The organism is Bremerella cremea (assembly GCF_039541315.1).
Lineage (GTDB): Bacteria > Planctomycetota > Planctomycetia > Pirellulales > Pirellulaceae > Bremerella > Bremerella cremea.
The window spans coordinates 571,683-585,337 of record NZ_BAABFZ010000003.1 but is presented as its reverse complement, the minus strand read 5'-3'; the positions used below and the strand labels follow the sequence as shown (position 1 = coordinate 585,337).

Below are 13,655 nucleotides of genomic sequence, written 5' to 3'. Positions count from 1 at the left end.
TTCTAAGTAGGTGTCGTCAAAGTTGATTGTGCCTGGCGAGCATCTTTCAAACGTCGCGGCGAAAGCCAGGCGACCACGGCCAACGAAGCCGCGCGAAGATCTGTTTTCAACGCCTCGTCCGTATCGCGGCCATCGTGGTAGATCGCTTGCTGGCCGAGATCGTAATACTGACGCAAACAGGCCTCGTTCGGCCCTAGCGGCAAGATCGCTCGGGCAAACGAATGTCCCTTGGAAGTTGCCAGTCCCGCTGACTGCAATCGAGCGTCCAGCAGTCGTTGCGTTAGATAAACGATCTGTCGCGGCGATCGATTAAGTCCCAGTCGCCACGACCAATAGATCCATCCGCGACGGATTGGCTTCTGCAAGACACGAACCAAAGCCCACACGCAGATCAGGCCAATCAGGATCCGGATTCCATGGTCCGCCAGGAAATCCCAGAATGCTAAAAGCGACATGGGGCGTCCGCCGCCATTGGGGCTGGGGATCTCGAAACCAGGCGTCGGTTCGATGTCGACCCAAACGCGATTATCGAGTTTGACCTGAGCCCAGTAGTGAACGTCATCCTCTTCGATCGGCAGTTGACCGTTGAGCCACGAACGTTTTTCTTCCTTTGCGTAGTAACCACCGACGAGTCGCGACGGGTAGCCCAGCGAACGGAGTAAGATCACTGCTGACGATGCGAAGAGATAGTCCGGCCCACGCTTCGACTTGACTAGGAAGTAGAAAACGGAATCGGTTTCTTCGGGAGGAACCGTTGCTTGCGGATCGTACTCGGCATGGTTCCGCAAGCCATCGACAACCCCCATCACTTCGTCCCAGCCTTCTCGTCTGCCGGCAGTCCATGCTTCGAGGAGCTTCGCCATTTCCTCGGGAAGCAGCGGCTTGTCTTGCCGCTCACGCCATCGCTGAAGCGTACGAAGGACACTGGTGTGGCTGTATTCGTTGCCGCGAGAACTTGCCAGGAACTTCCAAAGCAGTTCGGGATCGCTTCGCATTCGCTCGGCTAAGGCTTGCAGTTCGTAGTGGGTGACCACCAACGATGCTTCGCCTGACCAGTCCGGGGAGCTCTCGAGCAGCTGTCGCAAGCGATCTGGCGAGATCTCATTCAGTTCCGGAGTGAGTGTCCCGGCCCCGTCTTCGCTCATCGAACGCATCAGCATCGTCCGGGTCTGCTCTAGGAAGTCTTTATCGTTGATGTCAGGCAGGTTGGTAATCTTCGAGTAGTCGAGATCTTCCGCCTTGAGCAGTTTCGTCAGGCCTTGGTTATCCGCGATCTGAGCCGTCATCGCCGGAAGCTGCGACTTCTTATCGGCTAGCCACTGTTTACCGTTGAATTGATCGTAGTTGGTCGAAGGGATATGGCGAATCTGATCGGTCGCCAGGCTGAACAAGCGTTTGAATTCCTGATCACTATCGGCTCCGCTGCGGATCGTCGAAAACTGGCGATAGAGGTCCTTCTGGGCTTCTTTTTTCTGGGCCCCCTCCCCTGCTCCGGTCTGTTTGGATTTCGAGGCATCGGCGCCGAGCGCTTTCTCGGTGGCTTGTTCCACGACCGCTTCTTCGTCCTCATCCTTTTGAAACGAGTAGTCCGGTTTCAGTTCGTCCGATCGCTGCTGCCGGGCAATCGGATCGAAACGCTCGTCCACTTTTCGCTGCTCGTCCGAGTACAACAGTGTCGTGCCGATGAACCCGACCGCGACGAGTACAACGCAGCCGGAAACGAAGTCCCACTTCCAGGGAATGGCCTGGGCGACGTGCTTCTCCGACTGCCAGTTGTGCTGATCGTTCGCCGTCAGCCACATGGTGACGACGATCAACTCGAACAACAGGCAAAGCGTGACAACCAGCGAGCTTTCTAACGTGAATGCAAACAAGACGAGCAGCATACCAACGAAGAGCGTTGCCCGTCGCCGAACGGAATCGAAGGTGAAGATCGCCGACGTCGCACATAGGTTCCGCATCGATTCCATCAGCAGCGAGTCAATGCGTTCGTACTCGTCAAAGGCCAGCGATCTCAATACCGGGATCGACAATGCCGTACACATGACGGTGGCCTGAAGCAGCGGCGGAAAGTTGCGTCGTTGACGAGTCGCCGCGTTTCGTTCCAGTTGTCCGATCAACAGGAAGACGATCGCCACGGCTGCCCCCCAGGCCAGGCTGATGCCCAGGCCAATCGCTGCAGAGCGACCCGAGTAAATCGAAGCATTCGCCGCGGTGATCCCACCCAGCGCTGCCAGAATCGTCAACACTTCGATTCGTGAAACAGGAATTCGGTTAGCCATGAATCCGTTCTCCTGTTTGGGCGATTTGCTCACGCCAAGGACTCCCAGGCGGAAACCAGTCGCAGCGGATCGATGGCGGCGGCTGACTCACGCTGGTCGTGATCACTTCGTCGAACAGTGCCAGCGAAGTCGAAGCATCGATGTCACGCTGCGTGATCAAAACCGAGCGAATCGAATCGCGTCGCTTTGGTTCCGGAGTCGAGCCTTCTTCACGCAGACCTTGGGCATCGAAGGTCGCCAGGAAGTCGAGCACCGCGTTGAGGCCGACTGCGTCGATTCCGTCCCAGGCCGGATAGCCAGGCAGTTCTAAATCGACATGCCAGCCCGAGGCGACCGCGTCCGATACCAGGCTCGCCGCGATCGTAATGGCAGCTTCGTACGCTTCCCGTTCCGCGGACGTATCTTTTGCCGCCTGAAGTTCGAGCCGGACACGCAGCCGGCGGGAAGAACGGGACTCGCGTTCGCAAACGATTAGCTCGCCACGACGGGCCGTGTGTCGCCAGTGAACCCGACGCAGCGACTCGCCTGGTCGATAAGGCCTTGGACCGGCGATGTCCCCTTCGTCACCGAATCGCTGCTGACTGGCAGTCGAACGATCGTACCCTGCGAAACGAGAATCGCTGGAGCGTTTCCAGATCGAGACGAGTTCTGGCCAGACGATCATTCGTCGCGGAATCGAGAACGTTGATTGGGATGTCTTCAATCCAAAAGGAAAGCGTGTCAGCAGTGTGCCGGTTTCGCCAGGGAAGAGCCCGCGTGCGGCAGGTTCTAGCTCGACGACCGTCGAGCTGCTGCCATGACGCGGTATGCGGCTGATCATCACGGGATGCAGTTTGCCTTCGGGATGAGCGACCGAAGAACGTTCGCTGAGCTGCGTGATCGTAGTTCCCCACGGCCATGGATTCGTGTTCGTCAGTTCGATACGAAGCGAACTCGGTTTGCCTACCTGACCGCGCGGTTGAAGCGGAATCAGGCGGGCCGAGATCTTCCGTAAGGATAGATGCGGCAAGATCAGACCGACCACCACCACTAAAAGCAACGTGCCGGTCATCACGAAGGCTCGACCATGCCAAACGACGCCGCACATCACCGAAGCCGCCATCACGCAAAACAGAACCCATCCCATCGGATAGGCGTTGTGCATTGGACGTTTCGCTAAGGATCGTTTGCGGCGCGGGAGTGAGATCATTCTCTCCCTTCCTCAAGGCAAGCGTGCAGGTGGAAGTAGCAGTGGGTTGCGTGCCATTGTTTCGTGAAATGGACGCGAGGGAAGATGCTCCGAGGAAACTTCATCGAGAATTCGCCATTTGCTACATCGCGACGGAAAGCGTCGCAAAGTGCGAAGTCACACGAAGCTTCAGTGGATTCGATTGTACGCTGGATTCGCGCGGTTCGCCTGCCCTTCTTCGGAGCGGTCTCGAATTGGCGATCGATTGCCTGATTCTCTCGTTGGCGAAATTTGACGCCGAGGTTTCCAGAGAGCAGAATACGAACGGAATTTCACGCGGTCTTTGCCTGACCGTATTTCCCTGAACCAATCGGTTCGGTCTCACCTATTCCCCTGGTTGATGGCATCGCCGGCGAAAGCATGTGGTGGGGTTGTCTTCCTCCTAAGGTCTGCCATGTCCCCCTGCCCTGCTCTGGCTCGTTGCCTTGCTTTCCGAATCCCGACGACGCTTTTGCTACTGCTGGGACTCTTCACGCCGATCACGATCGCTGAGGCCGCCCCGCGGGATAAGCCGAATATTGTGGTCATCATGGCGGATGATATCGGTTACGAGTGCCTTGGTTGTTACGGCAGCCAGGCATACCCAACGCCCAACATCGATCGACTCGCGAAGGAAGGGATGCGATTCGAGAACGCCCATTCGCAGCCACTCTGTACGCCTTCCCGGGTGCAGATCATGACCGGCATCTACAACAACCGAAACTACATTCGTTTTGGCCTGCTCGATCCTTCCGCGAAGACGTTTGCAAACGTGCTGCGAGATGCTGGCTATGAAACCTGCGTCGCTGGCAAGTGGCAACTGGGTGGCGGCTTGGAAGGCCCGGGCAAATTTGGGTTCGATCACTACTGCCTTTGGCAACTAACGCGGCGGCCAAGTCGTTATCCGAATCCCGGTTTGGAAATCGATGGTAAAGAAGTCGATTTCAAGAATGGCGAGTTTGGTCCAGATGTGGTCAGCGACTACATCTGTGACTTCATGGAAGCGAACAAGGAGAAGCCGTTTCTGGTTTACTATCCGATGATCGCTCCGCATTGGCCATTTCTACCGACGCCTGATCATCCCGATTGGGACCCTGCGATGTGGCGTGACGAAAAGAACGAGCCAGGCGGATTCAAAGGTCCCAAGTATTGGGATGCGATGGTGCGGTACACCGACAAGATGGTCGGCAAGGTGATCAACAAGCTCGACGAGTTGAAGCTTCGCGAGGACACCCTCGTGCTGTGGACCGGAGACAACGGCACCTACACCAGCATCGTGACTCCCTTCCATGGTCGTGACTACCGTGGCGGCAAGGCAAGTACGAAGGACAATGGCACACATGTCGGTTTCATTGCGAGTTGGCCAGGCCAGATCGAGGCGGGCTCGGTCGTGTCGGACCTGGTCGATTTCAGCGATGTCTATCCGACGGTTCAAGAAGTCGCCGGTGTCGAAACGCAGCCGAAGGATGCTCTCGATGGCATTAGCTTGAAGCCGGTATTCGAGGGAAAACCACGCGAGAAAGATTTCATTTACTGCTGGTATCAACGCGATGGTCAGCGTGGCAAGGCTTCGCAGCACGTACGGGATGCTCGCTACAAAGTGTACGCCGATGGAAAAGCGTACGATGTTCTCAAGGATCCGCTGGAAGAGAACGACCTGACACCGTCGCTTGCCGGAAGCGAGTCAGCCGAACGGATCGCCGAGCTGCGAAAGGCACTGGCTCGGCACGAAGCGATCACCAAGCAGGCCGATCCGAAGCAGAAACAGTTGCGGCAAAAATTGGGAAACTAGGCGCATGCCAAGAGCCTGGCGAAATACTCGCCAGGCTCTTTTTGTTTCTTGCGGAATTGCCGACTAAGCAAAAGTAACTTCGATCGGCTGGGCATCTTCTGCGATGGCCAGCGAAGCGAGTTTCGTTTCGTTGATCTGAATCTGACCTAGATGAACGGTGTGCGTTCCTTCTGCATAGACCGGCGGACGGAACGAGGTGCCGTGAATCCGCTGCGTGTAAAGGACATCGCCGGTGCTGTCGTGAACGACCTGAACGACCGGGTTGGTGCCTTCCGGGAAACGCAGCTCCGGTAGGAAGCCCACCGGCTTGCGGCCGTCGTAATCGGCGACCGCCACGGTAATTGGCCAGCCTGGGAACTGCTCGCTGTTCCCCTTCTTCGCGTCGGAGAAACGTGGCCAGCATTCGAGGGTGACTTGCTGGGTTTGCTTGTTGAAGCGAACCAGGCCATACCCATCGGCACGCTGCTTCTCGTCCTTGATGTTTGGCGGATTGGCGTACGCCATCATCGAGATCTTATTGCCTAGGCCATCTTTGAAATCGCCGGTCCACGGAAGCGGGCTATCGGGAACTGGGTTCGGGCCTGGCTTTTCATCTTCTGGATGCCACCAGCGACCGTAGATCGTGTTGACGAGCGCTGGACTGGTGAATCCGAACGGGCCATCACCGAAATCATCGATGCCATGCTTCACGACGACCGACAGATGCTGGTCACCGCAAAGGTGGATTGCCTTGGCACGACGAATTTCTTCGAGCGCTTTTCGGCGACCCGTTTGCGGCCACCCATTGCAGTCGAGATCGGCCAGCAACCGACCTGTTTCGCTACCATGCATGTGCACGGCACCGCAGAAAGCGGTTTGCGACAGAACACACTTCATGTCGACGTCGCTCCAATCTTGTCCCCAATCTTTCAGGAACTTGAGCTGACGTTCGCCCAGCAGGACGAGGCCTGGCAGGTCGATCGAGGCGGGATCGTACGTCGGATCGTTGATGTGATCCGGGCGAGGTCCCATCTGCGGAATCTTACCAGCAGGGCCGCTTTTGAATTTGCGATCTTCCAGAATACAAAAGTCGACGCCACCCACTTTCATGCTGGTGAAGTAGACCGTGATGCCGCGCTCGATGGTCGCCGGGTCAGGCGAGTCTGGCAGATGCCACGACTGCTGTCGCTGCACCATGTTGACGTACTCGGCAGGATACATGAAACCGCCATCGGCGTTGCCCGCCAAGGTCGAGAGCCGACCGTTCTCTCCCCAGAGGTTGGGCTGGCCGACGTCGTGATCGTCTGGCGTGCAAATCGATGGACGGTCTTTCAAGACGTCGCGGAATTGCAAACCAAATTCGATCCAGCCAGCGGTGTGTTCGGTATGGCGATAGGTCTGGTCGCCGGCGAAGAACAGCAGGTCGGGATCTTGATGCAGCAGGTTCTCGACGATTTCGTGACGTTCGCCGGTCGTGCGGGAAGAGTTGCACGACATATTGGCGACGACGATCTCGTTCTTGTCGACAGGATCTTTGCGGATCGTTCCCTCGAACATCGCGTCGTTGCCATGACGCACGCGGTAAGGAACTGTTTTCGAGCCATCCCAATCTTCCACGCGGAAGTGAGCACTCCAGCCTGGGAACAGCACTTCTTCACGAGCGATCTCGGTCCACTCGCCATCCTTCTGCACTTCCAGACGCGCGAGGCGTGCTTCGTCTGGTTTCAAAGGAAAGAGCTGGGCGGTCATCTTCAACACGCCGTTGGCTTGCGTGTAGACCGCGAAGGCGACCACCTCGTTGCGAGGAACGATAAGCGAAGGAGGAATGTTCTTGCCCTTCGGCTTCTTCTCCCACCAGTTGCCGACGGCCAGGGAGTCGAGTTGCTTGAATTCATCGCCGAAAGGTTTGGCAGGATCGATGGGGGCTGCGGTCGTGGCGGTGGCATCTTCGGCTTGGGCCAAAGCTGCCGGACCGGTCCAGGCAAAAGCGGAAGATAGCTTCAGCCAGATACGTCGAGAAAGCTTCATGTTCGTTTCTGGGGGAGAAGGGAAATGGCAGGGATTGTAAACGATTCTATTTTGGTCCAACAAAACAGCGTCACAACCATATTATGTCCCATCCAGCCCGATTCGTGGGGGGAATCGGCATGGCGAACCTAAAAAAACGCCTGGGTTCGCTGGGAACCGAGGCGTTTCTAGAGCTTTCAGGTTTTCAGCGATAAAGGTTCGTCGCTTCGATCTGGCCAACAAACCGGCCGGCATCCTCTTCCAGGAAGGCAGCTACGACCTGGAAAACCGCATCGCTGAAGCCTCCCACGTTCAAGATATCCTTCCGGTCAGGTGCCTGGGTCGTCTTGTTCGGCTGCAAGTCGATACAGATCAGCTTCGGAGACGCGATCTCGTGTCCACGCAGCTTCATCTGGTTTCCGACGAACTTCTGCCACTGCTGCATTACTTCCGTCTGACTCGTTCCGTACGAAGGTCGAGTCGTCACCCAGCTTTCGTTATCGCTAAGCAGCACCGCACCCACGAACGGACGATCGGCGTAACGCGTGTTGGCGGCTTCCAATGCCTTCGAGCAATTGGTTCCACCACCACCGTAGCGAGCCAACCGCTCGGACAAGCTTAGGATCGAATCATTCGGATCGATGCGAGCTTCGTAAGCGGCCGTATCGAACGGCACAACGACGCTGTCTGGGTTGCGACGCAAAATGGCTGCCGCGAACAAAGCCGCAACGTCGACACACTTCATCGCGGAAGTTGCGCCGATGCCTTGGTAACCGGTCACTGGCCAATGCATCGAACCCGAGACATCGAGCCCGATCAGCACCGGACCCGGCAACTGCGGAACGTTCTGACACGCGATTTCCGCGGCGCGATGCAGCGCACCCTTGATCGCTTGCGGCATCTTGTCGTCGGCAAACTTGTACGCCGCCAGGAACTGATAAGGCAACTGCTTGGAACGCTTGATTTCGTTCTCGTCTGCGAATCGCTTCGCAATCATCGAAACCATTTCGGCGTCCGGCTTACCTCGGAAACCACGCAGCACACCGTGACGCAGTAGCGTGTTCAGATTCATCCGCAGTGCCTGCGGTCCCATCTGCTTGGAGATTTCCTTCCAGACCTTGTCATCCAGTGCCTTATCGGCCAGCAAGTCCCAACGAACCTTCAGGCCTTCCAACAGGCGAACCTGATAGTCGGCGTACTTCGCCTGGCGGTATTCCTCCAGTCGCTGCACTTCTTCCGGCAAGTCGGCCAGCGTAGCCGGAGCCCACTGGGCGACCGGCTTGTTGGTCAACCAACCAAACAGCGCACGACGCCGGTTATCCTTCGGCTTCGGACGAGCCATTCGCAGCACGTCGCGCAGCGAAGGATCGTTGCCGATCGAAGCGGACAAGAGCTTCTGCGTCGAAGCCTCGTTCAACCAACGCTGAAACGCACGCTTCAAGCTGGAAGACAACCCCGTGCGACCAAACTGCCCACTACGAACCATCTGGAAAACGCTCCGTAGCATGCGGCCGTTATCGACGATGCGATCGAAGACCTGATGCGTAAGTTCGTTGTCGCGGGTCGACAAGATTACCAATAGCGCCGCCGGCATATCCTTCATCATTCCCCGCTGACGAGCATAGATCGCCAGCTTCGCCAGGAAGACGTTGTCGTTAATGCGTTCGGCCAGCTTCACCATGTCGTCAAGCTGCTGCTGCGCCGACACGTAGAACGTGCTCGACAAACAGCCAGTCGTTGCCAACTGTGCCAAGGCTTGCTTGGGCGGCAGATGGTAGGCGATCCCGCCGGCATTGTTCTGGGCGTTGGCTCGTGGTCGCTTCGACTTCTTGTTTCCGAATAGCTGCTTGTTCGCCATGGAATCAGTTCCTGTTGGCAACGTGAAATGGGATGGGAAAGAATGGATCACCGAGCACAGCCCACTGCGGGGCATATCGGTCTTGGCCGGCATCAGAAGTGATGCCGGGAGTGAGTTGAAAAACGAGAAACGACGAAGTGTTGACCAGAGTCCTTACGTCGCTCTGCCAATTGAGCTACGCCCCGTTTACTGACAAGTCGGGACGGTGGGACTCGAACCCACAACCTACGGATCGTGAATCATGTACTCCGGATCGGCAGTCGTTCCTCGCGTTTAAACCAGGCATGACCCTGGCTCAAAGGCTGCGGGAGTTGGAATTGAACCAACGGCACTTCGATTCAAAATCGAAGATCGCATACCAACAGCGACTATCCCGCAAGGCATGAAAAAAGGCTCTTCGCCGCTTTCGACGAAGAGCCTTTCTCGTTGGATTAGTTGAGAAATCGGCGCGTCAAAAGCCTATGGGCCTCGTCCTCGGTTGCGGTTCCACCGGTTGTGGTTTGGTCCCGAGGGGGCTGAAGGTTGGCCGAGTTGTCACCGAGAAAAACACCAGATCACTCCTGGTTAATGCCTGGCCTAAGGTCGCTCAGGCAATGTGTAAATAAGATTCTGCCAGGATAGACCAGCACCACGGACGAGGGTTCACCATGGCGATCGATAATTTTCCAAACTAAGGGAGCAACTCGTGTCCCAGCACACCCAGCGCGAAGCCGAGCACGGCGCCCAGTGCTGGAGCCCAGGTATTCGCCAGTCTGGCTTGAGGTGCGATGTCTTGAAAGACGAGAAACAAAATGCCACCCCCTGCGATAAGCTTGATCGCCGCGACGACCGCTGGAAATTGGGCCAGAAAGAAATAGCCTCCTAGGCCAGCGACCGGACCAAGAAGTGCCAACAAGCCAAACACCAGCACGATGTGCAGGCTCGGAATGTTGGGCCGCTGATTCATCTCGCGATAAGCGTTGAAGCCTTCCGGAAGATTTTGCAGCCCGATCAATATGGCGAGAAGAAGCCCTGTATTGCCACCGGTGCTGAACGCCGCGCCCAAGGCCATCGCTTCGGGAATGAAGTCGGACAACATCGCCACGAGCTGCGTCGTCGGGCTTTTATGACGGGCCAACAAAATGTCGAGTCCGCAGAAAATAAAGCCGCCAAAAACAAACCAAAACACCGAGTAATGTGCAGGCAGTTCTTCGATACCTTCAGGCACCAAAACCAAGGCTACTGCCGAGAACAACGCCCCACCACCAAATGCCATCACAGAGTGGCGAAATTCCTTCTCGAGCCAGTCGGGGTGGATATGTTCCAGGCGAGCAAAAATAGCGCCCAGTGGCATAGCCATCCCGGCCATCAGGGTCAGTAAGGTAACCGTCAACCAAGTAGGCATATTCATGGTGTCCGACAGAATTCGGGCGGCATGCAGGCGAATTGTCGCCAGCGGCCCGCTGTTTGCGTTTTGTAAAGAAACGACCCTAAATTACCCCGTACACGGATTTTAGGTGGACTTCAGCGGTCATCGAGGATTGCTTCGCGACCAGCTTGGGGGCCATCCAACCAACATACACCTTTTCACAATCCGTGTCAGAGACAGGAGACTTGCCGTTATGGAACCCCATGTTATTCAGTCGTTGCTAGAAGAATCGAGCGAAATTTGCGTTTCGATCTACATGCCCATGTTCCGGTGGGGACGCGAAAAACAGCAGAATGAGATCCGCTATAAGAACCTTCTGCGAGATGCATCGGAACTGCTCGGTAATGATGAAGTCTGTACTGCCTCGACACGTGATGCGATTGTGAAGCGGCTGGAATTGTTCCGTGCCGAAGGAACCCACGACGCCTGGCGACACCCTTCGGCCGGCTTGGCTTTGTTTGCGACGCCGGACTCGTTGGAAGTCTTGCCGATGGGCAAACGTGTCACTGAGCAGGTTCACGTGGGCGAACGCTTCTATTTGCGGCCCCTCCTCCCGGCGATGCATGGCGATGGACGCTTCGTGCTGGTAGCCGTCAGTCAGAATCACGTTCGCTTGTTCGAAGGAAGTCAGGAAGGTTTGGAGGAACGTTCGCCCGACGATCTGCCAGAGAACCTAAAAGATGCGTTGAATATCGACGAGTTCACCACAGCTCTACAGCACTTTAGCTACACCGAAGGTGGCCATGTCGACACGATGTATCACGGGCATGGTGGCGGCGAGGACGATCACAAACAAACGATCCTGCAGTTCTTCCATCGTCTCGACAATCCACTGTCGGAGTATTTGCAAGATCGCAACGATCCACTGATCTTCGCCGGCGTCGAGTACCTGTTCCCAATCTTTAAGGAAGCGATCTCGTATTCGCACCTGCTGGCAGATCCAGTGACGGGCAACTTCGACAATGCCAAGCCTGAGATGATCTATGAGAAAGCCCAGGAAGTCGTGCAACCATTCTTCCAGAAAAACACGATGGAAGCGGTACAGCGGTATCACAGTGCCCATGGTCAGAACCGAGCTACGGATGACTTGGAGACCATTTTGAAAGCGGCTGAAATGGGAGCGGTCGATACGCTACTGATCCGCGAAGATGCAACCTTCTGGGGGCACATCGACGATCAGGGGCATATCCAGGAAGATGGCACGCCTAACGAAGTCAGCCAGGATCTGTTGGACGACGCTGCCGTCGCAACGCTTAACCACGGTGGCGAAGTCTTCGTCGTGCGTGGGGAAGACTTCCCGGTAGAGAATGGTTCGGCCGCGGCTCAACTCCGATTTGAAGTCACGGCGATGACCTCATAAATCGATCGAACCTGTTCAAGAACGAGAAAGAGGCCTGGGCGATTAACCCAGGCCTCTTTCTATTTCGAATCAAAGCTGTCAGCAAGTTATAGCTTGGCTTTCGCTTCCGAAGCCAACGTCTTCAATTCCGCTGGCTTCGTGGCGGCTTCCATCTTTTCGAGGTCAGCCTTCAAGGTATCGGCCAGCGAGGCATCGAACTCGCGGAGGCGTTCGATTTCGCCACTCAATGCCTCGTAGGCGCTTCCCTTCTGGCCGGTCTTCTCGACGTCGACCAGAATGCTTTGGATCGACGAAATCACGTCGTCCTTCGAGCTATCGTAGACTTCTTCGCTCCCGCAGCCCACCATCAGCGGTACGGCGATCAGGCAGCAAACGAGCGACAAGCGTGCGAATAAATTCACGGTACTTTTCCTTAGCGATAGGCAATCTGACGACTTGGTCAGGCGTGCTTAGTTCTTGTTGATGGGGACGCCGTCCTGGATGTTCATCATGTATTCGAGCACGCTGTTCGGCGTGGCCGAAACGGTTTCGAAGTTCTCTGGCGAGTGGTCGATCGTTTCGCTGAGGAACTCGACTGAACCGTCGAACTTCACCGACATGACGCCGCCTGGGTGATAGCTATTCGGAGCCATCATCACCATGTAACCCTTGGCCCAACCGGGGATGTTGTAGGTGTTGTCGGCAAACGAAACCTGGTTGATCTTCACCGGACCAGCGATCAGGTTGTCCATCATCGAGTCGCGTGGGTTGTTCGAGTCCGAGTCGATGCTCGCGGCCCAAACGCCACCGATACGTCCGTAGATCGGACGGTACGAAGACTCGGTAATCGCCAGCGTGTTGCTGGTTCCGTCAGTGATGTCTCGGAACTTGGTACCCGAATTGGTATAGAACCCGCCGGTTGCCTTGTTGTAGGTCACCGTGCCGGAGTTGTGCGTCTGTGGGTAACCATGTGAGTTCACCGCTTTGTAGCTGGCATAGGCGATCTGGTGGCTGTCGTCTGACTTGGCATCCCACCACGAACGATCGTTCAGAATCGGACCGATGTCCGATGGACAGCGATACGCATCGAGCGAAACTTGGGCGGCCTGGTACTGCGTGAACGCACTTCCGCCGCTGGTCACGCCGAGTTGATCGTGTAGCGCCGGCTGTTCAATAAAAGGCAACAGCAGCGAAGACCAAACCCAACCCGCGGGACCTGCGGAAGCCCAACCTGGCTGCGATGGCGGGTTGGTCGGTCGAATGACGCCGGAGGGAAACGAACCGTAGGTATCGTGGTAGTTGTGCAGCGACAAACCAAGTTGCTTCAGGTTGTTCGAGCACTGAATACGACGAGCGGCTTCGCGTGCCTGTTGAACAGCAGGCAAAAGCAACGCAATAAGAACGCCGATGATGGCGATCACGACCAGAAGTTCCACGAGCGTAAACCCGTGAATCCTCCGCGCAGGATTCAACGACATGGGAGGTGCCTCTACATAACGAACAGAATAAAAGCCACTGCGCGGAGACGCGCATGGCAGAAAATGCATGGGAAGAATTGGGGTCGCTGGGAAGGTTCGCGGCAAGCAAAAAGTCGCGAGGTAGGACCGTTTAGTAACCGGTCATTGGGGTGTGCTTAGTGAATTATTATCTTGCGATGAATAAAAGTCTGCTGCACTTATAGGGAGCGACGACCCGCTAGAACTGGGGGAGTTATTCAGAAATAGCGCCAAAACTCTGCCAAAGATGATTGAGAGCGTAATACGGATAGCTCAATCGAAGGGGT

Annotated in this window: 9 protein-coding genes and 1 tRNA gene; 2 read left to right on the top strand and 8 right to left on the bottom strand. The window is 56.3% G+C overall.

Annotation, left to right across the window (positions count from 1 at the left end):
* Positions 1 to 2: 2 nt before the first annotated feature.
* Positions 3 to 2,282 (bottom strand): transglutaminase-like domain-containing protein, encoded by a 2,280-nt coding sequence (locus ABD890_RS04585; protein WP_345086337.1) that lies wholly within the window; start codon positions 2,280 to 2,282, stop codon positions 3 to 5.
* Entirely contained in the window at positions 2,275 to 3,471 is a 1,197-nt protein-coding gene (locus ABD890_RS04580) for a DUF58 domain-containing protein (RefSeq protein ID WP_345086335.1), read from the bottom strand. Before ABD890_RS04580 ends, ABD890_RS04585 begins: the two co-directional genes overlap by 8 nt.
* A 433-nt stretch (positions 3,472 to 3,904) precedes the next feature.
* Here ABD890_RS04580 and ABD890_RS04575 point away from each other — a divergent pair, with 433 nt between their 5' ends.
* Positions 3,905 to 5,281 carry a sulfatase family protein gene (locus ABD890_RS04575; protein WP_345086333.1) on the top strand — a complete coding sequence of 459 codons (1,377 nt, stop codon included), beginning with the start codon at positions 3,905 to 3,907 and terminating at the stop codon, positions 5,279 to 5,281.
* 63 nt (positions 5,282 to 5,344) lie between these two features.
* Here the strand turns inward: ABD890_RS04575 and ABD890_RS04570 are convergent, their stop codons facing one another.
* The 4 genes from ABD890_RS04570 to ABD890_RS04555 all read right to left on the bottom strand — a co-directional run bounded on the left by ABD890_RS04570 (position 5,345) and on the right by ABD890_RS04555 (position 10,509).
* Positions 5,345 to 7,288, bottom strand: coding sequence for a hypothetical protein (locus ABD890_RS04570; RefSeq protein ID WP_345086331.1), 1,944 nt, complete (start codon positions 7,286 to 7,288; stop codon positions 5,345 to 5,347).
* A 184-nt stretch (positions 7,289 to 7,472) separates the two neighbouring features.
* Positions 7,473 to 9,125: a TROVE domain-containing protein gene (locus ABD890_RS04565; RefSeq protein WP_345086329.1), complete on the bottom strand. Its 1,653-nt coding sequence runs from the start codon at positions 9,123 to 9,125 to the stop codon at positions 7,473 to 7,475.
* Between the two features lie 302 nt (positions 9,126 to 9,427).
* Positions 9,428 to 9,503, bottom strand: a tRNA-Gln gene (locus ABD890_RS04560).
* Positions 9,504 to 9,795: 292 nt separating this feature from the next.
* Entirely contained in the window at positions 9,796 to 10,509 is a 714-nt protein-coding gene (locus tag ABD890_RS04555; RefSeq protein WP_345086327.1) for a ZIP family metal transporter, read from the bottom strand.
* Between the two features lie 217 nt (positions 10,510 to 10,726).
* Between ABD890_RS04555 and ABD890_RS04550 the strand changes: the two genes are divergently transcribed.
* Positions 10,727 to 11,893 carry a baeRF7 domain-containing protein gene (locus ABD890_RS04550; RefSeq protein WP_345086325.1) on the top strand — a complete coding sequence of 389 codons (1,167 nt, stop codon included), beginning with the start codon at positions 10,727 to 10,729 and terminating at the stop codon, positions 11,891 to 11,893.
* An 86-nt stretch (positions 11,894 to 11,979) separates the two neighbouring features.
* Here the strand turns inward: ABD890_RS04550 and ABD890_RS04545 are convergent, their stop codons facing one another.
* Positions 11,980 to 12,294, bottom strand: a complete 315-nt coding sequence (locus ABD890_RS04545) for a hypothetical protein (protein ID WP_345086323.1) — start codon at positions 12,292 to 12,294, stop codon at positions 11,980 to 11,982.
* A gap of 48 nt (positions 12,295 to 12,342) precedes the next feature.
* The gene (locus ABD890_RS04540) at positions 12,343 to 13,350 is read right to left on the bottom strand and encodes a DUF1559 family PulG-like putative transporter (RefSeq protein WP_345086321.1); all 1,008 of its coding nucleotides are present in this window, start codon (positions 13,348 to 13,350) and stop codon (positions 12,343 to 12,345) included.
* Between the last annotated feature and the right edge of the window lie 305 nt (positions 13,351 to 13,655).